A 26358-nucleotide genomic window follows, 5' to 3' on the forward strand; every position below is an offset into this window, starting at 1 on the left:
TACCGCTTATTGATGATACTATGCCTATAATATTTTCTTTCCAATATAGAGAAAGAGATAATATTATTGCACTCGCTGTTATGATCCATAATATTTCTACAGCTTTCCAATTTTTAAGTTCATTTTTTATAAAATTTTTCATTATAGTCTTTTTTAATTATATTATACCTAAACAAAGATAATTTGTCAAAAAATTAATTTTTTTAAATTTATATATTTGCAACATATATAGTTATAATTGCCAAAATAGTTATTTGCAATTGCTCTGCGTATATTCAACTTTTTGTACATAATTCATTAAAACACCTAAAAAACATATATAAAATTAAATTAATAACTTGACAATTATAATTATTATTAATATCATAAATAATATGAAACTTGTTATTGAATTAAGCTCCAGCAATATGTAAAAAAGTTTATTGTTTGGGGCATACTAAAAAACTTTATACTTCTGCATCTCTCAAGCAGATTTGTAATATTTTTTAGTATATTTGTGTTTTATATTCAAGGAAAGTTTCATGTATTTAATTAAATTTTCATTTATATTATTTATTTCAAATATACTTCAATATTTATACAGCATTGCCGATATAATATTTATCTCTCATTTTGAAAGTGATAATGCAGTTGCCGCATTAGGAAACTGTGCTTCTTTAATGTTTGTTATAACTTCTATATCTGTTGGTCTTTCTATAGGCGGAGCTGTAGTAATTTCAAAATATAAAGGAGCTAAAGATTATATCAAATATAAGCAAAGTATAGGAAGTTTATTATTTTTATCTCTTATATCATCTCTTATAATTTCATTATTGGGATTAATATTTTATAAACAAATATTAACTTTTATGAATATTCCAAAAGAGGCTTTTAATTATGCTTGTGATTATATAAAAATAATATTTACAGGTATTATTTTGATTTTTTTATATAGTTCTCTATACTCTGTAATCAAAGCAAGCTCAAAAGAAAAAGTTTCTTTATGCTTTATATTGATAGCAGCTTTAACAAATATTATACTTGATTTTGTATTTGTATATATATTAAAATTATCCGTAAAAGGTGCCGCTTTAGCTACAGTTATATCACAGGCTTTAAGTTTTTTATTATCATTATTTTACACAAGAAAAATTATTAGTTTTAATATTAATAGCTCAATATTAAAAGAGCTTATATTTACTTCTTTTCCATGCATATTTCAGATACTCATAATAAATATATCCTATTTTGCTGTTAATATAATGATGAATAAATACGATGTAATAGCAGGCTTTACAATAGGATTAAAAATAAACACTTTTATAGGTATAATCTCTTGGTCATACGGAGAGGCTTTAAGCATACTCACGGCAAAAAGTCTTGGAGAGAGAAATTACAAAAAAATAAAAGATAATGTTATTTCTGCTTTATTTTTTAATATTTTGACTACGGCACTTGCTATTATATTTATACATTTATTTGCTAAAAATATCATCAATATATTTTACAGCGGAAATGAAAAAACTGTAAATGATATAATACTTTATCTTAGAGTATGTGCTTCATTTAATGGCATTATATATGCTTTGATGTATATGCTTGATAGTTTTCTTATAGGCATTCAAAAATCATATTTATCTTTTATTAATGCAGCTATAGATTCTGTATTTTTTAAGATAATAATTTCAATAATATTAGAAAAACATATAGGCTTTTTTGGCATATATTTATCTATGGCATTTTCTCCTATAGTACCAGCATTTATAGGCATTATTTATTTTTTAATCTTTATAAAAAAACATAGATTATACTTGTTTAAAGACTAAACTAATAAATAATTTATAGAAATAAAAAAGGCGTACACAGTTTTATTTTACTGTATACACCTCATTATTATTATGGATTATATCTTATGAATTAAAGTAAGTTGATTATCTTATTTACTTTTTTACTCTCCTTTTACTTCTATTTTTTTCTCATATTTAAGTTCTTCTTTCTTTGGAAGAATAACTATCAATACTCCATTATTCAAATTAGCCTGAATGTTTTCTACATCAATACCTTTTGTACTGATATTAAAACTTTGTTCATAGCTTGAAATTACTTCTTCTTTTGATTCGCCGTTTTCTGCTTTAACAATTTTTTTACGTTTAGCTGATATAGAAAGTATATTTTCTTTTATTCCTATTTCTAAATCTTCTTTTTTAACGCCCGGCATATCCATTTCTATGCAGTAGCTTTTTTCATCTTCTTCTATTCTATAATCAGGCAATCTGTTTTCATAATATCTATAGCGGTTTAATGCATTATTATATCTATTATTAGCATTTGAAAAAATTGAATGTAAAGTTGGTACAAATATTCTTCTTGACATATTAACTCCTATTATATATAAAAATTACTCGTTTAAGGGCTCTGTTTGCTTCGCCAACAGACGCTCGTAATTTTTATTTGGCTTTATTATATATAAAAATTACTCGCTTAAGGGCTCTGTTTGCTTCGCCAACAGACGCTCGCAATTTTTATTTGGCTTTATTATATATAAATTACTTCATATAACTATCTATTCACTTTTATAAACAGATACTATCAATTTTATTTAGTTTTATTACAAAATTATTAACTTATTTACTTTCTTAAACTGTCAGTGATAATTTTTTAGCTTATCACTGAACAATTTTATACTTCTTTTAATTATTCTATATTTATCTTTTTCTCAAATTTAAGTTCTTCTTTTTTCGGAAGAATTACTTTAAGAACTCCGTTATTCAAGTTAGCTTCAATGTTTTCTACATCAATACCTTTTGTACTGATATTAAAACTTTGTTCATAGCTTGAAACAACTTCTTCTTTTGATTCTCCGTTTTCTGATTTTTTTACTTTTTTACGTTTAGCTGATATAGAAAGTATATTCTCTTTTATTCCTATATCCAAATCTTCTTTTTTTACACCAGGCATATCCATTTCTATGCAGTAGCTTTTTTGATCTTCTTCTATATTGTAGTGAGGCATTTTTTTTATTTCATCACTAGCATATAAGCTATTAAACGCATTATCAAAACCTCTAAAATCATCTAAAACAGAATGTAAAGCAGGTAAAAATATTCTTCTATCCATAATTAAAACTCCTTTTATATTAACTTTTATATTTTTCAATCTTATTAAAGCCTTTATTTTAGCTTTAAGCAGCTTTCATATTTGCTACACTATTATATATGCAAGAATTGTACCAATTATTTTTAAGATGTTGTATATTATTTATACATTTACTTGTGATTTTTATTTTGCATCATTATATATAAATAAATATATGTTTAATTTTTATACTTAATTTATTATACTTTTGTATATGAATAATACTAATTTATTAAAGTAATATTGCCAATGTATAGAGTTTATACTGGATTTGTTTCATATCTCAAAAGTACTTGACAAGATTAGATATAGTATTTTAGTAATTTATCAATCATAGAAATAATGTTTTATATATTGTATAAATTATCATTTTAATATATAAATATGCAGTCTTTCTCAACCTCGGGATATGCCTACGTACTCCGTATGGCTTAGGTGCCTTGCCGCAGCAAAAGAAGCGGGGCAACGACTGGAATAGTCCCTGCAATTAAAAATTAGTTTTGAAACAAGTTTAATGCTTGTGTAATAAATAGTTAATAATACATTTATAAAAATACATAAATCGACAAAATAAAATCATATAGATATACTTAAACAACTATAGTTTGTCAATTTTTAGTTATTTGTAAATGTAATTATTATTTATAAATAGTATAAAGTATTATCGGTATTAATAAAATATGTTTTAAACGTATTGTAATGACTATATTTTAGTTAAAAAATGCAGTCCTTTCGCCTGCCTACGGCAGGCAGAGCGAGGCGTACAGCGTATGGTTCTCGCCGAAGGCGTACCACACCACAGGCGGACAGGCGTCATAAAAGAACTGGGGTGCTGCGTAGCACACAGAGTGGTGGGCAAAGCCCTGCAAATATTTTAAATTAAAAAATTAATTTTTTACAAATTATATTTGTTTAGGTATAGAATTATTTTTTTACTGAATTTAAAATTTATTTTTGAAATCATAGCATACCAAAAATCTATCTTTACCGCTTAAATCTTTTTTTATTTCGGCATTATCTATATTTAAATTACGGCATATATTAATTAAAGAATCTCCCTGATTATAGCCTATCTCAAAAAAGAATGCCCCATTATATTTTAAATATATATCTATAATATTTAAAAAAGCCCTATAAAAATCAAGCCCATCATCTCCAGAATACAAAGCATTAAAAGGCTCAAACTCCAAATCCTTTTGAAGAGAATCTTTATCTTTTAAAGGAACATAGGGAGCATTTGACACTATTATATCAAATTTTTTATCTGGTATATATTTTAGGGCATCATCATTTATTATATTTATTATATTTTTTATTCTATCACCGCCCAATATATTAAATGTGTTTTTCTTTATAATTTCTGCTGCCCCATTACTTATTTCAACTGCCGTAATATCAATATTTTTATTCTGCTCTATAAATAATTTTTTTAATACAATAGCTATATTTCCGCTTCCAGAACATACATCACATATAGAAATATTATCTTTATCTTTTATATAATCAAGTATTAAATCAATAAGCTCTTCAGTTTCTGGTCTTGGTATAAGCACATTACTATCTACATAAAAATCAAAACCATAAAACTCTTTTTTATTTATTATATACGCTAAAGGCTCATGATTAAGGCGTCTTTTTATGAGGCTCTCTATTTTCATTATCTCTTCTTCTTTTAGCTCTTTTAAACCCTCAGATATTAATTTGGTTTTACTAATATTGAAAGTATGCATTATAATAGTATTTGCCTCAATATAAGATACCTTATAATCATTATTAATTTTTTCTAATTGTTTAGAATAATATATTAAAGCCTCATTTATATTCATAATCAATTATTCAGAAAATCTTCTCTTTCTGGAGTAAAAGTATCTAATAAGCAGCCTTTTTTAGTACATTTACAGCCATGAGGCATATTTTTGGCAAAATGAAGACTATCTCCAGCCTTACATAAATACTCTTCCCCATTTACATTAAATTGAAACTCTCCGTCTATAATATAAGTAATTTGTTCATGATTATCATGAGCATGAACATCAGCTATAGCTCCTTCCTCAAACTCCATATAAACAGTCATAAGATTTTCAGAATGAGCTAATATTTTTCTTTTAAGTCCGTTTCCCAAATTTTTTAATTCAGCTTTATTAAAGTCTTGATACATAAAATATTCCTCTTATTTTTTAATAAATTAGAAATTGTCTTTATTTTCATCATATACACTAGGTAAAATCTCTGCTAAATTAGTAAACTCTTTAATATTATGAGCAAATAAAGCTTTAGCGATATCAATAGGTATTTTTTCATTTTCTGGAAGTATTTTTACTATATTTCCATTGATATAACCAAAGCCAATCCAAAAACGAGAACATAGCATAATACCTCCTTTATATTTATACCATTTATGAGTCATAGCAGCAGCACAATTACCCTCTCCTACAGCACAAACAAGAGAAGAGCAAAACTCACTTCCTATTACAGATTCATCATACCCGAAATCTTTATGTCTTTTAAAACATAATTTTACCTCATCAGGACCCATTCCTATATCTTCAAGTACATAATGATTAACATTCCAAGTTCTTTGATTAATAGGTACATTATTATCACATACATAATGAACATTGTCAGCCCTTGCAAAATAATGATCCTCAGGATTCCAAATCTTATATCTCAAATCAGAACCTACGCTATGCCAAGGAAACCACCAATCAAGCATTTCAGGCAATACATTAGGCATATAGGTAGTATTGCATACAAAACCAGTACCATCATCTTGAATACCATAACCTATTTGGCAATAATTATCATCTTTTCCCTCAAGAAATATATTTTTCTTATCAAAAGAAATACCTTTTAAATTATCTTTTACACCATTTTCTAGTATATATAATTTTTCATTTGGAATTTTAGCTAATTTTTTTTGAAAATATTTATAATAAGGTAAAGATTTTTCTTCTTTAGTAACTCCAACTTTTTTACCTATAGAATAACCCCTAAAAATAAAATAATTATATAATACCAAAATGATAATAAAAGGCAAGCAAATAAATATAAAAAAGACACAAAAAAACCAGCCTTGAAGGCTAGTTTATTAACGAGGTATAAAAAATATAATATGGAAAAATTCTTTCAAATATGAATAGCAGTAAGATTTAAGTCGGACAATCTCCGAATAAAGGAGGTGATCCAGCCACACCTTCCGGTACGGCTGCCTTGTTACGACTTCACCCTCATCATCAGTCCCACCTTCGGCGCCGCCCCCCTTGCGGTTAGGCTAACGACTTCAGGTAAAACCAACTCCGATGGCGTGACGGGCGGTGTGTACAATCCCCGGGAACGTATTCACCGTAGCGTTCTGATCTACGATTACTAGTGATTCCAACTTCATGGAGTCGAGTTTCAGACTCCAATCCGAACTGAGGCAACTTTTTTGAGTTTCGCTCCACCTCGCGGTCTCGCATCTCTTTGTACTTGCCATTGTAGCACGTGTGTAGCCCTGGACATAAGGGCCATGAGGACTTGACATCATCCCCACCTTCCTCCTACTTGAACGTAGGCAGTCCCCTAAGAGTGCCCGACATTACTCGGTAGCAACAAAGGGTGAGGGTTGCGCTCGTTGCGGGACTTAACCCAACATCTCACGACACGAGCTGACGACAGCCATGCAGCACCTATGTAAAATCTCCTTGCGGTCTGACTTATCTCTAAATCATTGATCTTACAATTCAAACCCAGGTAAGGTTTTTCGCGTATCATCGAATTAAACCACATGCTCCACCACTTGTGCGGGGACCCGTCAATTTCTTTGAGTTTCACCCTTGCGGGCATACTCCTCAGGCGGTACACTTAAGACGTTAGCTACGGCACTCCTATTTAAATAGAAGCACCTAGTGTACAACGTTTACGGCTAGGACTACCAGGGTATCTAAGCCTGTTTGCTCCCCTAGCTTTCGTGATTCAGCGTCGATAAATGCCCAGATGACTGCCTTCGCTATAGGTGTTCCTCTCGATATCTGCGCATTCCACCGCTACACCGAGAATTCCATCATCCCCTACAATATCCAAGACTTACAGTATCCGAGGCGTTCCCGAAGTTGAGCTTCGGTCTTTCACCTTAGACTTATAAGTCTGCCTACTCACCCTTTACGCCCAGTAAATCCGAGCAACGTTTGCCTCCTACGTATTACCGCGGCTGCTGGCACGTAGTTAGCCGAGGCTTACATTATCTACTGTCACTCATTCTTCGATAATTTCCGAGGTTTACAACCCGAAGGCCTTCATCCCTCACGCGATGTCGCTCCATCAGACTTTCGTCCATTGTGGAAGATTCTCAGCTGCTGCCTCCCGTAGGAGTCTGGGCCGTATCTCAGTCCCAATGTGGCCGGTCACCCTCTCAGGTCGGCTACCTATCGTAGCTTTGGTAGGCCGTTACCCCACCAACAGGCTAATAGGCCGCAGGCTCATCGTAAAGCGGATTGCTCCTTTCCTCTACTCTACTTGTGTAGCAAGAGTATATGCGGTATTAGTCCATGTTTCCATGGGTTATCCCCCACTCTACGGCAGATTACCTACGTGTTACTCACCAGTTCGCCGCTAACTTACCCAGTTGCCCGAATAAGTCCGCTCGACTTGCATGCTTAAGACGCATCGCCAACGTTCGCTCTGAGCCAGAATCAAACTCTCCATACTCACTTTTGTGAATCTGAAATAATTCTTTATTTTTACTATTCCGCTGAATAGTGATTTACTTACTTAAAGAAATGTTACAAATTGTAACCGTTGGGTCATAGAACTTAATCTAAGTTCATTTACACCAGTTGTGTTTTGTTTTTCTTAAATTGCTTCTGCTATCCATATTTCAAAGAACTTTTATTTTTGTTTGTGTCAGCCGATGTTTTGTTTTTCGTTTCTCATCAACTGTTTTATTATTATAGCATAGGCTTCGAAAAACACAATAGCCTAAAAGCTAGTTTTTGATAAAAATTCTATGTTTTTTATTCAAAAATACAGTTTATAATACATATCATACATTTTTAATCAAAAGCAAATCAAACTAATGCTTTTTCAGCCAATTTCAGCCTCCAAAAACATCAAAAAGCCCAAAATTCAGCTTAAAAACCCCAAAAAAACTGAAAATTTTTAAACTTTCTGCCTAAAATCTGGAATTTTTTTCTCTCTAATTCAATAAAAATCAAAAAACAAACAGAAAATTTGATAAAAAATTATAAAAACACCCCATTTGAGAAGAAAATCATGATTAAAAAACGAAATTCAAAGCTTAAAATTACCTCGAAAAATAAAAAATCGAAATAAAACTATAATAAATGCCTAAAAAATAGCTAAAAAAGATAAGCAATATACAAGAGAAAACTAAAAATGCAAAAATAAAAAGTCAAAACAATACAAAAAAATAATAAAAAAATAATATCTATAAAAAATAAAAACTTCCGTAAATAATTTCCCAGAATAATTTATAAGCAATTATTCTAAAAAATACTTGAACATAAATTTACACCCCTAAAAATCCGATAAGGATTATGTAGTAGTAAAATAATTTTTAACAACTTGATTTTATATTAAATTAGATATATTATATAAGTCTGTAAGATTGGAGTAAGATTTTGGAAAACATATTAGATATTATTAATAAAGCTCAGCTAAAAAATATAGATAAAGAAACATTCTTATCTATAGCATCAATGTGTTCGTTTATTCCAAAATCTATAACAGAAAACAACACTTGGAAAAAACTGCCTCTGTCTGCTAAAGAAGTATACAGAACATTGGTAGCAAATTATGATTATGAGTTAGGTATAGCTAAAACTACTCATTCTCAGATACTTAATGAAGCTGGTATAGGCGGAAATGCTACTATAGTAAAATCTTTGGACACTTTAGAAGAAAAAGGTTTTATTACAAGAGTAGAATCCAAAATGAAAAGCCATCATTACCTTATGCCGCATCAGGAAAAGTTTTTTGCTACTGTATGCAATTTTGAAGTAAGGGATTTCTCGATACTTTACACTGTAAACAAAAAAAATAAAAAAGAAGCTCAGGTTAAGCAGGCAGTAGATAAACTTTTTTTCAAAGTTTGTTATAATTTAAGTTGTCTAGGTATAGATGATCCGCAGAAACTTATAGACAAGTATTCTTCTAACGGAAATCAATTAAGAATAATACTTTCTATGTGCAACAGCGTGTATATAGCAAAAAAATATAATCTAAACAAAGACATTAACTTAAATAATTATCTTATAGAATCCTTAAAAACAGGAAATATAACAGAAAACATTTTTGATGATAAAACAATGAATACTATAAGAAATCTATTAATTAAGAATAAACAAAATATTACAGAGTAAAAATATGGCAACAAAAAAAACTACTACAAACAAAAAAGAAGAAAGCAAAGAAACTGTAAAAAAAACTGCAGCTAAAAAGACTACTGCAGCTAAAAAAACAGCTGATGAAGAAATTAAAGATACAGCGGCAACAGTAAAGAAAACTACAGCTAGAAAGACTGCCGCAGCTAAAAAAACAGCCGATGAAGAAGTTAAAGATACAGCGGCAACAGTAAAGAAAACTACAGCTAGAAAGACTACTGCAGCTAAAAAAACAGCCGATGAAGAAATTAAAGATACAGCGGCAACAGTAAAGAAAACTACAGCTAGAAAGACTGCCGCAGCTAAAAAAACAGCTGATGAAGAAGTTAAAGACACAGCTAAAGAAACAACTGTCAAAAAGACTGCTGCTAAAAAAATTGTAGCTGAAACACCCCTAAAAGAAGAAAGTAAAGCCATAGATTTACAAAACAGCCAAGAAGAAAAAAAAGAAACAAATAAAAAAATAGATAGTATTTTTGATAAAAAAGATGATAAAGTTTCTGATGCATCTGAAAATAAAATATCTTCAAGAGAGCCCTTAATAAAAAAAGATGAAGAGAAAAAAGAAGAGAGAAAAGATTTAAAAGAACTTATAAAAGAAGCTAAAGCGGATAGAAAAAACCCATTTAAAACATCAAGTCCAGTAAGAAAATTAGAAACTATAAAAACTGAAAGCAGCGAAACTAAAACAGAAAGAGAATCAATAACTCTATTAAAAGAAGCTATAAAAGCAAAATCAAAAAATGTATCAAGACCTGTTACTGTAAAAAAACGTTTAGCTGTTGTTGATGATGATACTGATGTTAATTCAGAATTAAAAAATACTTCATCTTCTGAATTAAATGTTTCAAAACCTATAATAACAAGTGTATTAGCAGCTCATAGTATAAACAGTGTAAAAGATAATGAAATAAAAGAAAATGATCTAAACAAAATAGAAGATAATAAAGATAGTACTGATTTTTTTGATAAAAAAGAAGATGAAAAAGAAAATAGTGAAAAAGAAATAAATACTGAAAAAACATCAGATGATGAAATAAATAAAGAAGAGCCTGCTTCAGAAGAAGTTTCAAAAACAGAAGATACAGAAAATATAGAAGAGGTAAAAGAAGAAATAAAAATAGAGGAAAAAGAAGAAATTACAGAAACTCCTTCCTCATCTATAATGCATAATTACAGTTCTTCATACTCTTTTACTAGATTTGAGAAAAAAGAAGAAGACCCTGAAAAAATAAATGAAACTGCAGAAGAAAATAATTTAAATAAATCTGAAGAAAAAGCGGAAGAAGAAACAAACGAAGAAAATAAAGAATTAGAAAATAATACAGAAGAAAAAGAAGAGAAAGAAAATAAAACTGAAGAAGTTAAAATAAATGACAAACCTACATACAGTAAAAGCGATATATTTAAAAGACCTGTAATCATACCTTCAAACAATGATGAAGAGATAAAAAAATCTGTTTACAAACAGGAAGAGATGGATAATGCTATACAAACAGCTCCTACTATTGATGAAAATGATGCTGTTGAAGATTATAAAAATTATGATTCAAATGAAACTGAAAGCAATGAAGATGAATCTAAAAAATTACAGGAATTAAAAGAAAAAGATATAAAAATAATAGAAACTGAAGATGAATTGAAAACTTCAGCATTGCCTGAAATAGAGAAAAAACCTGCAGAACCTTATGTTGCTCCAGCACATTCTATAGACGAAAATAAAAAATCAAATAAAATTGTTGCTATAGTTGGAATTATAATCATAATATTAGGATTATCTTTCTTGGGTGTACAGTTCTTCTCTGGAAAAAATAATGAGGTTGATGATGATTTTTATGAAATAGTTACTAATGAAACTGCTTCGCCAACTAATAATATTGTTAAAACAAATAATGCTGTTAATACTTTGACTAATACAGTAAGACCTCAAACTAATAATGCTCAAACTAATGCAGTAAGACCGCAGACTAATAATACAGTTACTCAAACTAATACAGTAAGACCGCAGACTAACAATGCAGCTGCTCAAACTAATGCAGTAAGACCGCAGACTAACAATGCAGCTGCTCAAACTAATACAGTAAGACCGCAAACTAATAATACAGTTACTCAAACTAATACAGTAAGACCGCAAACTAATAATACAGTTACTCAAACTAATACAGCAAGACCTCAGACTAACAATACAGTTACTCAAACTAATACAGCAAGACCGCAGACTAATACGCCTCCAACACCTCCTAAAGAGCCAGAAATAACTCCGCCTACACCTCCAACTCCTCCGCCTAATCCTCCTGCAGCTAATACTAATGCAGCAGCTAATAATAACAATCAAAATACAAGATTATCATATAATACTGATACTTATAAAACTAAATGGACTGATACTCTTTCATCTATTGCAGCTTCCGAGCTTGGAGATGAAAGAAGATGGCCTTCAATATTTGTACTTAATGAAGATATAATAAATAATCCTGATGATATAGTTTTTAATAAAGATATAAAAATCCCAAAAGGGGGAAAAAAAAAAGTTGAGGATATGAGTGATAATGAAAAGAAATTGCTGTATGATGATTATATAAAGGTTTCTGAAATATATATAAAAATCGGCAAACAAAATTTCGCAAATTCTATAAAATCTCAAGCAAATTCTATTATCACTAAATAATAATCAAACAATAAACAAAATCAAATATATAAATAAATAAAGATTTAATAATAATTATGAAAAGATTCACTAAAAATAAAAATGCAGTATTAGAGTTCTCATGCACAGGCTGCGGAATATGCTGTAAAGAAAAAGGATATGTATTTTTTAATGATGATGATATAAAAAGAGCTTCAGACTTATTAAAAATATCTCCTCCAGTATTTATAAACAAATATTTGGAATATGAAGAATATTACGGATATTATATAAAAGTAGATGAGGGTAAATCATGCTGTTTCTTAGATGAAAATAATAAATGCACAATAAATGATGCGAAACCAAAACAATGCAAAACTTTTCCATACTGGAATGAATATATGGATAAAAACGGCAATTTAATAGCCGGAAAATTTAACAGACCATGCAAAGGTGTTAAAATAAAAAAGTAGATTTTTATTATTTCCTTTTTTACAAAAATATTATATAATAATATACGTATATTTTTGTTTTAGGAAATCCAAATAATGAGTAATGACTTAACCACCAAATACGATATTTTAACTGTTAAAGAATTAAAAACCATAAAAGATCAGCTAGTATCACATAATATCCCCCTATTTAGAACAGATAAAGAAAAAAAAATTATTCCATTTCCAACAGAACAATTAAGCCTTATAATAGATAATGAAAAATACAATAACCTAAAACTATATATCCCAAAAAACTTTTCAGTATTTATAGAAGAGTTCAAATCTATAACTCAGGCCGATAATTCTTCAAATGCCTCCGATACAAATCAGCCTTATGTTTTCAGAACGCCTAAAGAATCTGAAAAAGAGATGGGCAAAAGAATATCTGAAATCTCTAAAATGACTTACAAAGAAAAAGTAAGTACAATAGAAAGCTATAATACTGAATTAAAAAAAATAGTAGTAGATGAAGAAGTAGGAATAAATAAAAATACAGCCCAGCAAATAGTTAATGTAGGTAATGATGTAGGATTAATAGCCAAAGTTACTATGTTTGAGAGTATACAAAAGATTAAAGGTGAAGAAATTACTCAGGAACAGGCTAAAATAGAAAATCAGGAAATTACAGAAACTACAACTAACCTAGTTACGACTATAGTAGATATGCTTTCTAAAAATACAGAAACACAAAAAGTTTTTGATGAGCTTAGAAACTATTCTGACGGCGGAGTAATGTCGCACTCTAACAGGGTATTTATCTCATATGTTAATTTTATGGCTTTTTATAACAACCTAATTAACAGAAGGCATTTAGTACATAAGATAAGAACTTCATACACTAATAAATATAAAAAATTCTATGAACAAGTTGAGGCAATGTTCAGCAAAGATAATATACGCAAAAATTTAGCTACTGTTGAAGACTGTATTGACAAAGGAATAAAAATCATAGAAGAGAGAGAGATGAATCTTTATTCTGTAGGTGCTTTGCTTCATGATATAGGTAAGGTTAAAGATTTAGACTATTTTGAAGGAGCTAACGGCAGAGATTATGAAAGAATAAAAAAGCACTTATTTAATAGCTATGCTCTTGTAAGTCAGACTTCTGAATATCCGCTTGAGGTTATATTAACTGTAGCTTTACACCATGAGTATTACGGATTAGGATACGGACCTTATGATCATCTTTATAAATTAAAATTAGCAAAAGATCCTCATTTCCAAATACAGAGAATAATGACATATGATGCTAAGGCTATAGATGAATGTGAGGCTTTTGCATATTTCCCTGCTAAAATGCTTGAGATTATAGACGTATATGATGCTCTAATAGACCCAGCACGTAAATACAGAGGCGGTAAAACTTTCACTCCAGAAGAAGCCCTTAACATTATGAGAGAAGATTTTGTAGAAAAGCATGTTAAATTAGACCCTATACTATATGATGTATTTGTAGAGTTTTTGAGTAATTCTATAAAGCAGGATTTAATGGCATGCAAATTACTCTAAATTATTAAACAGTATGCTTTTTTCGAAATTATTTTTAGTGATGTAATTATAATATAATTGAAATTTATATTAAAAGCGAAATTTTTTATAATGTTTGTGTATACTGGAACGATTTTATTTTGTTAGCGGATGCACTTCATATAGAATTCTCAACTTTTTTACCGCACAAAAAAGTTGAGAAAAACGCAATTACTAGAACTTTATATTTTAAAGATATCTATTAAATGTATGGTAATACCCGAAATTCAGGCTACACCTTGCATACGGCACGCAGAGCGTGGCACAACTGTATACTTTGCATGGTAAAGTCTAGCAAACAATAAATTTGAAAAATTAACTTTTGACAAACTGCATTTCTTTAGTCATACATAAAAATAAAGCCCATAGAATATAATTCTGCGGGCTTTAAATTCATCAACAATATTATTTCTTTTGTATTATTTTTTGATTGCTTTATTTCCGCCTTCTTTGGAGTTTATCAATGCCTCTTCAGCTTTCATCATACCAGCAGTTTTTTCTGTTTTATTTAAGTTAGCATTATCAGTTTTAGAAACTTCACTCTGTGTAGCTGTATTTATTTGAGATTCACTTGCAGCTCTCAAATCACCAAATTCATTATTGGCATTTCCATTTCCGTCATCATCAGCAGAAGGTCTTGTAATAATTTGAGCCTTATCAGCTAAAGAAGATTGAAATACCTTTGCTGCTTCATCTTCACTTTGAGCCTCTCTTACTTGAGAAACAGCAGCAGCCTCAGAAGCCATTAAATTACCGCTTGAATGTACTATCATAACATCTTCAGGACGTACAGTAATAAGTCCGCTTTCTGTTCTTACAGCAAGTGCAACTCCAGTATCATTTTCCATAACCATTTCAACTGGTCCCAAAAATCTATTTCCAGCCTCGTCCATAACCTCAACACTCTTTCCAAGCATAGAATATCCTGTTTGGCTTGAATAAAATGTTTTCATAGAGTCAAGATTTTTATTAACCTCAGTCATTTGTTCAACAGATGAGAATTGTGCCAACTGTGCTATCATATCTCTGTTATCCATAGGAGAAAGAGGGTCCTGATGGCTCATTTGTACTGTAAGGAGTTTTAAAAAGGCATCTTTACCTAAAGAGTTCTGGGTAGGATCTCTTTGAAAATTATTCTGCAGGTTATAAGCTCCTACCTCTTGTTTTAATATTTTTATTTCTCTCTCTGACATTTTTAAAGCGTCTGCTGATATCATCTTCTTATCTCCTTAAAAAATTATCTCTAAACTACCATATTTTTTGAATAATACTTATATAAGTAAATTCAATTTTCTTGTAGGAACTATATATGATTTTATATCGGCTTTTACTTCTTCGGCATTATCAATATTTTCAGAAGCAAATCTATTTCCGATATTATCCAATTCCTCACCGAAGCCTCCGTCATTATTAGGCATGTCCTGTCTTAACATTACATCAAAGCCTTCTATATTAATTCCTATTTCATTTAATGAAGTTATAACAGTATCCAAATTTTTAGTAAATATATCTTTAACATCAGCATTATCAACGAATATTTTTCCTATCAAATTATCTCCATCCATACTTATTTTTAATCTTACCTTTCCTAAATATTCTGGATTAAGACTCATTAATACTTCGCTTTTTCCGTTATTAACAGCAACCTGAGCTTTTTCTACAAGTTTACCCATTAAGTCTTGGAATTTTATCATGCTGTCTGTAAGGTTGGTACTGTTATGTGTTTTTGATACATTATTATTATAATGATTGTATCCTTTTAAATTAGCACCTTCTGCAGAATCTTTCATGTTTATTATTGTAAGTTCTGCACCTTTATCATCTGAAATAGTATTATTTACTGTACTATTATTATTTTTTACTTCTACATTATCTTTATCATATTTATCTGCATATTTACTTTCTACATTGTCTGCATTATTGGCAATATTAATATCTGAAATACTGCTGTCAAAATCTATAGCAGGCTCTTCTGTATTAATAGTTTCTATTTTTTTATCATTGTCTTTGTTTGAAGCGATTTTTATTTCTTTATTGACATCAGTCTCTTTTACTTCAACATTGTCTTTAATATCATCAGTTAATACTTCTTTTTTATCTTCTTCATCGTTATTACTATCTATCATAGCTTTAATTGTTTCTAATGATGCTATTAAATCTTCTAATTCTTTTTTATCTTCTTCATCTAAATCTTCTAAATTTAGTGCTTCTATTTGTTTTTTTATGCTTTCTATATCCTGAGTATTTTTAGCATTTTCTTTTTTATCTGCTTTATCAGATTTAGCAATAACAACTTCTGCATTTTCTTTACTATTTACCAAAACTTTTTTATCATCATTATTATCGGAAGCATTTTGAATTATTAATTTAGCTTTTTCTTTTGTTAGTGCCAATTTTTCTTTTAATGACATGTTTTCAGAATTAGTTTTATCAGTTTTTTCATGAACATTATTATCAGCTTTTATTTCATCTTTATTTTCTTTTACAGTTTTATCATCTGTATTGTTAGAAACTTTATTTTCTTCACTATTAGAATCTTCTGAACTTTTATTTATATTGTTTTCGGAATGATTCTCTTTAGATGATATTTTTTCTTCTGCTACTGAAGAGTTTGTAATATCATCACTTTCATAATTGTTATAATCATTATTATATTCTTCATAATCATTATAATTTTTCGGGCTGTAATCTTCAGTATTATTTCTTTCTACTATCTTATTTGAAACACTTGAAGGAGCTGAATAAATATCTTCAGTCTGTGTTTTATTAAGCATATTAGCAAAAGAATCATCATAGCTGTAATTGTTCAAACTGTATGTATTATTGTTAGATGAAACATTAGTATCAACAAAAGATAATAAATTTCCTAATCCATTTATCATAATTTACTTCCTAATTATTAGTTTTATTACTATTATGTTAATATTCGGAAGTATAAAAATTTACTTTACGAAAATATTCTGTATACTTGACATTTAGATACAAAAGCATATACTTAAATATATGTTTATACTTTATCAAAAATAGTATTTATAGTTTATTAATTAAATATTTTAAGGAGTTTTAGATGATAGTAGAAGAAGTGTTAAAGCAAAATCTTAAAGGAGAGAAATGGCTGTTTTCTCCGAATATACCTTCTAATAAATTAAATGGAGCATGTTCTGTATTTGACGGATTAGAACCAAACAAAATAATAGCATTATTTGATAATACATTATTAGGTTCTGGAAAAGCAGGATTTGTTCTTACAGGTGCTAAATTGTATTATAAATCATTTATATCTGGAAGCGATAAATTTGATATAGAATATTCTAATATATCATCTATAAAATTGGAAGAATCTTCTGACAAAACTAATTATATATCAATACAGACAAAAGATAATAATACATTAAATACTTATGAAGAAGATATAGTAAGTTTTGATTATAATAATTTTATATCTGTTATTACAAGTTTAATATCAGAAGGCATATCATTTAAAGAAGAATCTCAAAGTGTGCCTTTAGAAAATGAAGATACATCTGTTAAAACTAATTTTTTGAAGATATTAATAAATCTTTTAAGTAATGAAGAAGGAAATTTGGATGCAAAATCATATGCCTCTATTATACAGCTTATAAGCAGACTTAATTTTTCTAAAGAAGAAAGAATTGCAACAAGAGAATATATGCTTGGAGAAAGTGATATAAAAACTAATGATGAATTATTATCTGAGATAAAAGAAAAAATGCCTGAAAATAGATTGCATGAACTGCATATATCACTTATAAAAGAATCAATCAATGCTTTCAGAGCTAAAAATAATATAAATCCATATGTTGCAGGAACTTATAAACAAGATGAAAACATATCTGAATTAAAAAATAAATTGAATATATCAGATGATGAAATATCATTAATAGAAGAAAGTATTATTAATGATGATAAAATATTTCATGATAGAGATGCTTCAGATGATAAAATAAAAGAATTATTCACCGATATGGCAGGAAAGGCTGCAGCAGTTGGCGTACCTTTGGCTGCTGTTTATTTGACAGGTACTGTTGGATTTAGTGCTGCAGGACTTACAAGCGGTCTTGCTGCTCTTGGAATGGGAGGAGTTTTAGGTTTTTCTTCTATGGTAACAGGTATAGGTGTTGCTTTAGTAATAGGAGTTGTTTCTTATAAATTAGTTGGTAAAGGAATAAGAGCAATAACAGGAGATGATTCTGAAAAGTATAAACAAAGAGAGTTCTTACTTCAAAATGTTATGAAACAGTCGCAAAGAGCTTTTAATTTATTAATAGAAGATATAAATTATCTTACTTCAAAAGCAGCTGAATTACTTAAAAATAATGATGTGAAACAGGAAGTAATAACTAATTTATATAAAAAAATTAATGTATTAGCTTCTTCTCAAACGGCAATAATGGATAATTCTGATTATGCTGAAAAAGAAAAAATTATAATACATTTACCTAAATATTTAGATGTAAATAGATTAAATACTCTTACTTCTGATGCTACATTGAAAGAGTTTAGGGATTTCATAATAAATTTTTATGAAGAAAAAGAAATAGAAACAGAACAAGGAAATAAAAATGTATTTGTATTAGATGAATCAAATGAATTGGAAGATTTAGAGGAATTACTAAATTGCCTAAATGATATAGGATATAATGATATTAAAAATATAGCTGCTAAATCTATAGGACAGGGAATAGAAAATTTAGGTAAAAATATAACAAGTAATGAAACAGTTGCTAAGGCTATGGAATCTATTACCAATAATGAAACAGTTGCTAAAACTATGGATGCTGTTGGAAAAGGATTTATGAAAGGTTTTGGAAGTTTGAAAGATAAATTTGGAAAAAAATAATAAGTAGGCTTATTTATTTTTTATATACTATAGAGAAGTTATTATATTAATTTCTCTATAGTATTTTTGCAAGGATATTAATTATGGATAAAAAGACGCTTAAAGATGCAGAAAAAGCTGCTTTGGTGCAGGCCAATCAATATTCGAAATCAGTAGAAAATATTGATAAATTAGACAATCTATTCAATAAAATAGCTGATAAAGATAAAGAACAATTAGCAAATCTAAAAGATTTAGATGAGAAAGCAAATCAGCTTCTCAAAGCTAGAGGTATAGATCCAAATACAATAGCTAAAGAAGATATTGACATTTCAAAATTTGAAAGACGTCAGAGAATGAAAGAAGCTAGAGCAAAATTAAAAGCACAAAAACAAATTAGTGAGGAATATGGTATCAATCTTATAGAAACAATAGATGAAGTTGATGATTGGGATACTTATATTCAAAGAGTAGAGGAATATGCAGATAAATATAATGTTGATTTAGAATCTGATCCGTATAGGCAATTATTAACTCCTGAGCAGTATAAAAATATAATAGACGAATATCATTTGAAATTTGGAAAAGTAGAATGGTGTGCGGCAGATTATGCTGTAGTGGGTCTTTCCGTGCTTACAGCTGTTTTAACAGATTATTTTTTAGTTGCCGTTCCGCCTGTTAATACTAAGAATGGTATAATAGATAGTGCATATTTAACAAAATTTAAAAAAGATAATCCTACTATGCAAAGCAGTCCTATAACAAAATTTTTATTAGAGCAGAAAAATAAAGTAATGAATGCTAAAAAAGGAGACAATAAAGTTTTGAGAATGTTAAAAATATATCAGGGTAAATTGGAGCAGTTTGCTAAAGTTCCATTTGACCCTGCTACTAGCGGACATGAACCATTATTGAAGGGATTGGGAATAACACCTAAAGATCATAGAATCAAAAGTTTAGGTCATGATCCATTATTTGGAATAATTTTTGGAGTTAGAGATATTATGACAGGTAAGATGACTTTAATAGATAATGACTCTAATAGACTAAGTTTGTATAGGAGTAATTTTAATAATATTGAGACGAATCCCATTAAAGCATTGATAAAATGGATTTGTCATATAATATCCGATATACCAACTACAAAAGGAGTTCCAATACCAGGTTTGACCTTATTAAGGGCTATTAATATGCAAACCCCATTTAAACTTGGACCTAAAGGAGAGGAAGTATCTTTAAATTATTTGATAACTTGGATGTATAAAAATGGATATACATTAGATCATTTTATTACTATGTCTATTGTACCTATGATAATAGAGCTTTTTATAGGTACATATTATACAGTCTCTAATTTTGAGCTGCTTCATAAAATGGAAGATTATAAAAGAAAAGAAGATGTTAAACTACAGTCTATGCTGGCTTTGGCACATACTCTTACTATGGGCGGAAATATAGCTAAAATGGCTTTTATGGCTTGGAATCCAACGGCTTTTAATTTAGCAGAATGTTTGCAAATGGTGAGAACTTGGATGAAACTCTATCAAGCAGAAAAAACTAGAGATTTAAAAATAAATAAAACTTTATACTTAGGATGGGAAGAGTTAAACTATAATTATTAATAGACTTATTTCAAAACTAAATTTATTAATATTTATAAATTTTTAATTTAATATTTTTTCATTATAATGCGGCTTTGACCACCGCTCTGGTGATTACGAAAAATCCCAGTTCTTTTATGACATCTGTCCGCCTGAGACCGAAGGAAGTACCGTTAGGTATGGCGTGGTATAAAATAACCAAAATAACTGCATCTTATAATTTGAATAATGATTTTATACAACATATAAAACATTTACTTGTGTAATAAATTAATATTATACAATTTAACATAAAACAACAAACTCATAAAATTATTTGTCAAGTACTTTTGAAACAAGTCTAATATACAACATTAACCAAAACTTTATTATTGGAAGCATTTTGAATTATTAATTTTAGCTTTTTCTTTTGTTAGTGCCAATTTTTCTTTATAATGACATGTTTTCAGAATTAGTTTTATCAGTTTTTTCATGAACATTATTATCAGCTTTTATTTCATCTTTATTTTCTTTTACAGTTTTATCATCTATATTGTTAGAAACTTTATTATTTTTATAAAAAATAAAGCTGAAAATCATTCAAGAACTTTCAGCCTTATTAGTATCTGTAGTATATGTATTATTATCTTAGTTTAAAGAAATCTATCAATTTATTTAAGTTTTGAGCCTCATTAAGAAGTAATTGAGAAGAAGAACTAGCCTCTTCTACCAAAGCAGCATTTTGCTGTACAGAGCTGTCCATCTGTCCTATTGCTGTATTAATTTGATTTATTCCAGTTTCTTCTTCTTTTGCTGCCGCATTTACTTTCTGCATTATACTTGAAGCTGTATCCATACTTTCAGAAATTTGTACAAATATATCCTTAGATTCTTTAACACTTTCAGCAGCTAAATTAATTTTATCATTACTGTCAGCTATAAGGGATGTAATATTTTTTACAGACTCTTGAGTATTCTGAGCTAAGTTTCTAACCTCGCTTGCTACCACTGCAAAACCTCTTCCCTGATCTCCTGCACGTGCAGCCTCAACAGAAGCATTAAGAGCAAGTATATTTGTTTGAAAAGCAATACTTTCTATGATTTTAGTAATATCCATAATTTTTGAGCTTGATACATAAACATCGTCCATTTTTGCCACGCTTTCTTCTATTATCACTCCTGCTTTTTCAACATAATTTTTTGATTTCATTACTATTTCAGCACTTTTATTTATATCAGAAGCAGCATTCTGTATATTAGAAGCCATTTCGCTCATAGTAGAAGCAGTTTCTTCCAAACTAGAAGCCTGCATCTCTGTTCGGCTTGATAAATCATTGTTGCCGGAAAGAACTTCATTAGCAGCATTTTCAACTGATTCTGATGATTGTTTTATTGTATTCATTACATTATTCAAATTACCCAATATACTTTCTATTGCTCTTGCTATATCTCCCCATTCATCTTTTCTATCAGCAAATCCCGGAGGAGTTTGCCAAGAAATATCTCCTTTTGATAGCTTCATTAAATCCTGAGATAATAATTGAATAATAAATATAACATTTCTTTTTAATATTAAAGGTGTAAGTATAGATACTATTATAAGCATTAAAACAGCTATTATAATCATTATATTTCTTATATTGTTGCTGTCTTCAAATATTACATAATTAGGTACTAATATTCTCATACCCCAATTTTGCCCTGTTTGAAGTTTTATAGGGATAAATACATATGTAGCCATAGTTTCTAATGCTATGCTGTATTCTTCATATATTATAGTCTGACCTGCTTTTATTTTTTCTAATACCTGATTATTTTTGTATCCTGGGTATGCATCATAAATATTCTTACCTACAACATTTTCATCAAAAACATCATACAGTATAGAGCCGTTATGATCAAATAATGCAGTTTTAGTATTTTCAAAAGGCTTTATATTTTCCATTATAGGACGAAGCGAATCTATAAATATATCAACTCCTGCAACGCCGATTATTTTTCCGTCATTTTTTATAGGTATAGACCAAGTATTCATCTTAACCATTTTACCGCCTACTTCAAAATCATATACCGATGTAATATAAGTATTTCCGCTGCTTATAGGAGCTGTATAATAATCACTTTTTAATTCTTCTGAAGTCATTCCTCTGCTTGCAGCTGAAGCATTATTTCTATATACATAGTCTGAGAACATACCATCTGAAACTGAATAGCGGGGATCATTTATATAATCAATATCATTTCCTAAAGTATTAGGCTCAAATACAAGAAATAAAGCACCTGTACCTTCAGATAAGGTAGAGAAAAAATTTAGAGCTGTATTTCTATATACATCTCTGTTTCTCTCTCCAGACTGATATAAATTATCAACAGTAAACTCAAATACATTCAAGCTGTCAAGAGATTCCTGAACTATATTTTCTAATTTTGAAGCTTCTCCCTTAGCACTTTCATTTAATATTTTATATGACAGTTTTTTAGTAACATTGCTTACTGATAAAATATTAACAATGCTTGATATTATAAGCATGATTGAAAAAGGAATTAATATAACCATACTTATTTTAAATTGCAGACTATGCAGCTTTATCATAGGAAACTCCAAATATGTAATTTTTTCCATTATACAATAATATGTATTTATACTCAATTATTTTATTAATTAAGAAAATATAAAATTACAAATTTTAAAATCATAAATAAAATAAATTTGTTATTTAATAGCTTTTAGTATATAATATATGCTATATTTTTATATTGTAAAATTGTAAAAGAGTTATGGATAAAGAGAGTATAATTAATGCTGAAGAGACTTCTTATGATAAAGAAGAAAATAATAATTCTATAAGACCTAAAGGTTTTGATGATTTTTTGGGACAGAATAATATAAAATCAAAATTAAAAGTTTTTATAAATAGTGCCTTAAAAAGAGATGTTTCTTTGGATCATATATTATTTTACGGTCCTCCCGGGCTTGGAAAAACAACACTTGCTCAAATAATAGCAAATGAAATGGGAAGCAGTATCAAAGCAACATCAGCACCTATAATAGAACGTCCTGGTGATTTGGCTTCTATACTTACAGCTTTGGGGGAGAAAGACATACTTTTTATAGATGAGATACACCGTCTTAGAACAGTTGTAGAAGAGGTGCTTTACTCTGCTATGGAAGATTTTTTTGTGGATATAAAAGTAGGAGAAGGTACAAGTGCCAAAAGTTTTAGGGTAAAACTTCCTCATTTTACTTTGATAGGTGCTACTACTAGAAGCGGTTTGTTAAGTACGCCTCTTTATGACAGATTCGGAATAGTAGAGCGTCTTGAGTTTTATACTAATGAAGATTTAGCAAATATAGTAAAGAGAAGCTCCAAATTCTTGGATATAGATATAACAGATTCTGCAGCTCTTTCAATAGCTTCAAGATCAAGAGGCACACCTAGAATAGTTAATAGACTTTTAAGGCGTGTTTTTGACTTTGCTACTGTACATGATGTTTTAAAAATAGATGAAGAGTTTGCCTGTGATTCTTTGGAAAAACTTGGTATAGATAAAAACGGCTTTGAAGCACTTGACAAACTTTATTTAAATACTATTATTAAACACTATAATGGAGGACCTGTAGGAGTTGATACCCTTTCAGTTTCTTTATCCGAACAGATAGAAACTATAGAAGATGTTATAGAGCCTTATTTGATACAGTCTGGATTTATAAAAAGAACCCCTAAAGGAAGAGTAGCAACAAATAAGGCTTATTCATATTTAAATCTTTCATCAAGACTTGACGATAATTTAGGAAGAGGTTTATTTGATGATTTTTAAGGAGGAGTATTATTTTAATAACAGATGATAATATAACAAAAGAAAAAAAATCCAATGCTCAGTTGGATAAATATTATTTAGAAGAAACTTCAAAAGATGTAAAAGGACTTGCAAATAAATTCGTTAATAATTTTAAAACTACATCTAATAATACTGCATCCGATAAAACTTCACATTTTGATATAAGCTATAAAAAAAATACTAAATTAAAAATAAAAAGATATAAAGCACCTAGATCTAAGGTAAAGTTTAGCAGAAGTAAAAAAGTTTTTCAAAAGATATATAATTCTACATACGGTATAAGGCATTTCTTCTGCTCTATCATAGAAGCAATAAAAAGAAAAGGCAATCATGAAAGAAGCATACTTATATTTTATGATGATGAAGAGCATGCTGTAAGACTTCCTATTAATAATTTCATGATAACGTTCTTACTTTTGGTATTTTCTTCATTAGTATATACTGGATATGATGCCTATAATAAACAAAAAGAAGCTAGAGAGTTTTATAATACTCTTTCTGCTAGAGAGGCTAAAACTTATACACTTATAGAAGATTATAAAAAGTCATTAACCAGATTTTCAAAGGCATTGGCCGATTATAATAATATCATGAGAACAATATCTTATGCAATAGATTATAATGATGCGGCTGCATTTAATAATAACAATATTAATTATACTGAATCTGCCAATATAAACAAAATGCTTGCTGAAGTAGATGCCTATCAAAAAAATATTTTGGCATTTATGGATGTATCTCCAAAAATACATAAAGAAATACCATTAGGCTGGCCTGTTGCAGGAGGCGGACGTATATCAAGCGGTTTCGGAGCAAGACTTTCGCCTTTTAATCAGGAGAAAAGCTATCACTATGGCGTAGATATAGCAGGTCCTTACGGAACACCTATAATAGCAGTTGCTGACGGAACTGTTACTTTTTCAGGCTGGAGAAACGGATACGGCTGGTTTGTACTTATTACGCATGCTAACGGATTTCAAACAGCTTATGGGCATAATTCTAAATTGTTAGTAGACTACGGAGAGAAAGTTAAACGAGGACAGAAAATAGCTTTAATAGGAAATACAGGACGTACTACTGGAATACACTGCCATTTTGAGGTGAGAGTGGGAGGAGACCATAAAAATCCTATGCCTTATTTGAGTGCCAGATTCTAATTTCTCTGAAATTAATAAACTATTGCTTTTCTATTACTATAATGTGAAGTAAGGCTAATAAAATTACTTGGTATTGCTTAGGTATAATACATGTTTTTAAGCAATAAAAATTAAAAGACAAATAAAAATACTTGTCATTTCATAATGTCAGGGATTTTTTATTTATGATTATTCAATTTTTGATAGCTTCCCTTCGCTTACAGTATTATCTGTATTTTCTATTCTTAATGTCATATATGTATCATGGAAAACAAAAGTATAATTATTTCCGTCTTTAGATGTATTATATGAAATATCATCTGTTTTTACCAATTCTTCTTTTGATATTGTAAGTTTTTTATCATATACATTTCCGCCTTCAATAGTAATTTCTATTGAGCTGTCTTCATTAACTATTAATGTACATTTATTGGTTATAAGCTGTCTTACATTTGATGTGGTATTGATAGTTCCTTCATATCTTGCTGCATATTTATTTAATTTTACTATAGAATCATTATTAAAACAGCTTAATATAAAGATACTAATAAAAGATGATAAAATTATAATTTTCTTTTTCATAAACCCTTCCCAATTTAATATATTATACATAATACATCTTATTTATTTTATTATCAATAGACATGTTGCAATTTTATACATATAGCTATTATATTTATAAAAAGAAATATTTAGCTGCTGAAAAGAAATAATACTACTGTTATATACTAAAAATTTTTAAGTTTGTCAATTTTTTGTTGTTCTTTTTCCCGCCGCAAAAAGAACCAAAAAGTGCAAGTATTAAAATTATTATTAAATCG

General features: G+C 29.1%; 19 protein-coding genes, 1 rRNA gene and 1 pseudogene. 9 read left to right on the forward strand and 12 right to left on the reverse strand.

Annotated features, from left to right (window positions below; genetic code table 11):
- A pseudogene (locus tag Q1X91_RS05830) lies at positions 1 to 142 on the reverse strand (nicotinamide riboside transporter PnuC); the annotation flags it as partial.
- Between the two features lie 379 nt (positions 143 to 521).
- Between Q1X91_RS05830 and Q1X91_RS05835 the strand changes: the two are divergent.
- Positions 522 to 1805: an MATE family efflux transporter gene (locus tag Q1X91_RS05835; protein ID WP_300754364.1), complete on the forward strand. Its 1284-nt coding sequence runs from the start codon at positions 522 to 524 to the stop codon at positions 1803 to 1805.
- A 122-nt stretch (positions 1806 to 1927) separates the two neighbouring features.
- Here the strand turns inward: Q1X91_RS05835 and Q1X91_RS05840 are convergent, their stop codons facing one another.
- From Q1X91_RS05840 to Q1X91_RS05865, 6 genes are all read right to left on the reverse strand, one after another.
- Positions 1928 to 2353, reverse strand: a complete 426-nt coding sequence (locus Q1X91_RS05840; protein WP_300754367.1) for an Hsp20/alpha crystallin family protein — start codon at positions 2351 to 2353, stop codon at positions 1928 to 1930.
- A 320-nt stretch (positions 2354 to 2673) separates the two neighbouring features.
- Positions 2674 to 3096 (reverse strand): Hsp20/alpha crystallin family protein, encoded by a 423-nt coding sequence (locus Q1X91_RS05845; RefSeq protein WP_300754370.1) that lies wholly within the window; start codon positions 3094 to 3096, stop codon positions 2674 to 2676.
- A 959-nt stretch (positions 3097 to 4055) separates the two neighbouring features.
- Positions 4056 to 4940, reverse strand: a complete 885-nt coding sequence (gene prmC, locus Q1X91_RS05850) for a peptide chain release factor N(5)-glutamine methyltransferase (protein WP_300754373.1) — start codon at positions 4938 to 4940, stop codon at positions 4056 to 4058.
- A 2-nt stretch (positions 4941 to 4942) separates the two neighbouring features.
- Positions 4943 to 5272 (reverse strand): cupin domain-containing protein, encoded by a 330-nt coding sequence (locus tag Q1X91_RS05855; protein WP_300754375.1) that lies wholly within the window; start codon positions 5270 to 5272, stop codon positions 4943 to 4945.
- Positions 5273 to 5299: 27 nt separating this feature from the next.
- The gene (locus Q1X91_RS05860) at positions 5300 to 6133 is read right to left on the reverse strand and encodes a hypothetical protein (RefSeq protein WP_300754378.1); all 834 of its coding nucleotides are present in this window, start codon (positions 6131 to 6133) and stop codon (positions 5300 to 5302) included.
- Positions 6134 to 6285: 152 nt separating this feature from the next.
- A 16S ribosomal RNA gene (locus Q1X91_RS05865) occupies positions 6286 to 7800 on the reverse strand.
- Positions 7801 to 8732: 932 nt separating this feature from the next.
- On the opposite strand from Q1X91_RS05865, the gene Q1X91_RS05870 reads away from it, so the two are divergent.
- The 4 genes from Q1X91_RS05870 (at position 8733) to Q1X91_RS05885 (ending at position 14123) form a co-directional block, all read left to right on the forward strand.
- The gene (locus tag Q1X91_RS05870) at positions 8733 to 9473 is read left to right on the forward strand and encodes a hypothetical protein (RefSeq protein ID WP_020005249.1); all 741 of its coding nucleotides are present in this window, start codon (positions 8733 to 8735) and stop codon (positions 9471 to 9473) included.
- A gap of 4 nt (positions 9474 to 9477) precedes the next feature.
- Positions 9478 to 12162, forward strand: a complete 2685-nt coding sequence (locus Q1X91_RS05875) for a hypothetical protein (protein ID WP_300754382.1) — start codon at positions 9478 to 9480, stop codon at positions 12160 to 12162.
- A 56-nt stretch (positions 12163 to 12218) separates the two neighbouring features.
- Positions 12219 to 12593 carry a YkgJ family cysteine cluster protein gene (locus Q1X91_RS05880; RefSeq protein ID WP_300754385.1) on the forward strand — a complete coding sequence of 125 codons (375 nt, stop codon included), beginning with the start codon at positions 12219 to 12221 and terminating at the stop codon, positions 12591 to 12593.
- A 75-nt stretch (positions 12594 to 12668) separates the two neighbouring features.
- Positions 12669 to 14123 (forward strand): HD domain-containing protein, encoded by a 1455-nt coding sequence (locus Q1X91_RS05885; protein WP_300754387.1) that lies wholly within the window; start codon positions 12669 to 12671, stop codon positions 14121 to 14123.
- A 437-nt stretch (positions 14124 to 14560) separates the two neighbouring features.
- Here Q1X91_RS05885 and Q1X91_RS05890 read toward each other — a convergent pair whose 3' ends face one another.
- The gene (locus Q1X91_RS05890; RefSeq protein ID WP_300754390.1) at positions 14561 to 15358 is read right to left on the reverse strand and encodes a flagellar hook capping FlgD N-terminal domain-containing protein; all 798 of its coding nucleotides are present in this window, start codon (positions 15356 to 15358) and stop codon (positions 14561 to 14563) included.
- Between the two features lie 54 nt (positions 15359 to 15412).
- Positions 15413 to 17023: a flagellar hook-length control protein FliK gene (locus Q1X91_RS05895; RefSeq protein ID WP_300754393.1), complete on the reverse strand. Its 1611-nt coding sequence runs from the start codon at positions 17021 to 17023 to the stop codon at positions 15413 to 15415.
- A gap of 185 nt (positions 17024 to 17208) precedes the next feature.
- On the opposite strand from Q1X91_RS05895, the gene Q1X91_RS05900 reads away from it, so the two are divergent.
- Entirely contained in the window at positions 17209 to 19002 is a 1794-nt protein-coding gene (locus Q1X91_RS05900; RefSeq protein WP_300754396.1) for a hypothetical protein, read from the forward strand.
- 83 nt (positions 19003 to 19085) lie between these two features.
- Entirely contained in the window at positions 19086 to 20603 is a 1518-nt protein-coding gene (locus Q1X91_RS05905; RefSeq protein ID WP_300754397.1) for a hypothetical protein, read from the forward strand.
- Between the two features lie 408 nt (positions 20604 to 21011).
- On the opposite strand, the gene Q1X91_RS05910 is transcribed toward Q1X91_RS05905, so the two are convergent.
- Positions 21012 to 21161 (reverse strand): hypothetical protein, encoded by a 150-nt coding sequence (locus Q1X91_RS05910; RefSeq protein WP_300754399.1) that lies wholly within the window; start codon positions 21159 to 21161, stop codon positions 21012 to 21014.
- Between the two features lie 43 nt (positions 21162 to 21204).
- The gene (locus tag Q1X91_RS05915) at positions 21205 to 23154 is read right to left on the reverse strand and encodes a methyl-accepting chemotaxis protein (RefSeq protein ID WP_300754402.1); all 1950 of its coding nucleotides are present in this window, start codon (positions 23152 to 23154) and stop codon (positions 21205 to 21207) included.
- 185 nt (positions 23155 to 23339) lie between these two features.
- Between Q1X91_RS05915 and ruvB the strand changes: the two genes are divergently transcribed.
- Both ruvB and Q1X91_RS05925 read left to right on the forward strand, forming a co-directional pair.
- On the forward strand, positions 23340 to 24380 hold the full coding sequence (gene ruvB, locus Q1X91_RS05920) for a Holliday junction branch migration DNA helicase RuvB (protein WP_300754404.1): 1041 nt from the start codon (positions 23340 to 23342) through the stop codon (positions 24378 to 24380).
- Positions 24381 to 24442: 62 nt separating this feature from the next.
- Complete coding sequence (locus Q1X91_RS05925; protein WP_300754407.1) at positions 24443 to 25558, forward strand: M23 family metallopeptidase; 1116 nt, start codon at positions 24443 to 24445, stop codon at positions 25556 to 25558.
- Positions 25559 to 25726: 168 nt separating this feature from the next.
- Here Q1X91_RS05925 and Q1X91_RS05930 read toward each other — a convergent pair whose 3' ends face one another.
- A complete protein-coding gene (locus tag Q1X91_RS05930; protein ID WP_300754410.1) occupies positions 25727 to 26119 on the reverse strand; it encodes a hypothetical protein in 393 nt (130 codons plus the stop codon).
- Between the last annotated feature and the right edge of the window lie 239 nt (positions 26120 to 26358).

The organism is uncultured Brachyspira sp., assembly GCF_949287625.1.
GTDB lineage: Bacteria > Spirochaetota > Brachyspiria > Brachyspirales > Brachyspiraceae > Brachyspira.

What these genes read in the sequence shown, in the direction of transcription:
- Q1X91_RS05835 (WP_300754364.1), top strand. Translation starts at nt 522, where the DNA reads ATGTATTTAATTAAATTTTCATTTATATTATTTATTTCAAATATACTT.
- Q1X91_RS05840 (WP_300754367.1), bottom strand. Translation starts at nt 2,353, where the DNA reads ATGTCAAGAAGAATATTTGTACCAACTTTACATTCAATTTTTTCAAAT.
- Q1X91_RS05845 (WP_300754370.1), bottom strand. Translation starts at nt 3,096, where the DNA reads ATGGATAGAAGAATATTTTTACCTGCTTTACATTCTGTTTTAGATGAT.
- prmC (WP_300754373.1), bottom strand. Translation starts at nt 4,940, where the DNA reads ATGAATATAAATGAGGCTTTAATATATTATTCTAAACAATTAGAAAAA.
- Q1X91_RS05855 (WP_300754375.1), bottom strand. Translation starts at nt 5,272, where the DNA reads ATGTATCAAGACTTTAATAAAGCTGAATTAAAAAATTTGGGAAACGGA.
- Q1X91_RS05875 (WP_300754382.1), top strand. Translation starts at nt 9,478, where the DNA reads ATGGCAACAAAAAAAACTACTACAAACAAAAAAGAAGAAAGCAAAGAA.
- Q1X91_RS05880 (WP_300754385.1), top strand. Translation starts at nt 12,219, where the DNA reads ATGAAAAGATTCACTAAAAATAAAAATGCAGTATTAGAGTTCTCATGC.
- Q1X91_RS05885 (WP_300754387.1), top strand. Translation starts at nt 12,669, where the DNA reads ATGAGTAATGACTTAACCACCAAATACGATATTTTAACTGTTAAAGAA.
- Q1X91_RS05890 (WP_300754390.1), bottom strand. Translation starts at nt 15,358, where the DNA reads ATGATATCAGCAGACGCTTTAAAAATGTCAGAGAGAGAAATAAAAATA.
- Q1X91_RS05895 (WP_300754393.1), bottom strand. Translation starts at nt 17,023, where the DNA reads ATGATAAATGGATTAGGAAATTTATTATCTTTTGTTGATACTAATGTT.
- Q1X91_RS05900 (WP_300754396.1), top strand. Translation starts at nt 17,209, where the DNA reads ATGATAGTAGAAGAAGTGTTAAAGCAAAATCTTAAAGGAGAGAAATGG.
- Q1X91_RS05905 (WP_300754397.1), top strand. Translation starts at nt 19,086, where the DNA reads ATGGATAAAAAGACGCTTAAAGATGCAGAAAAAGCTGCTTTGGTGCAG.
- Q1X91_RS05910 (WP_300754399.1), bottom strand. Translation starts at nt 21,161, where the DNA reads ATGATTTTCAGCTTTATTTTTTATAAAAATAATAAAGTTTCTAACAAT.
- Q1X91_RS05915 (WP_300754402.1), bottom strand. Translation starts at nt 23,154, where the DNA reads ATGATAAAGCTGCATAGTCTGCAATTTAAAATAAGTATGGTTATATTA.
- ruvB (WP_300754404.1), top strand. Translation starts at nt 23,340, where the DNA reads ATGGATAAAGAGAGTATAATTAATGCTGAAGAGACTTCTTATGATAAA.
- Q1X91_RS05930 (WP_300754410.1), bottom strand. Translation starts at nt 26,119, where the DNA reads ATGAAAAAGAAAATTATAATTTTATCATCTTTTATTAGTATCTTTATA.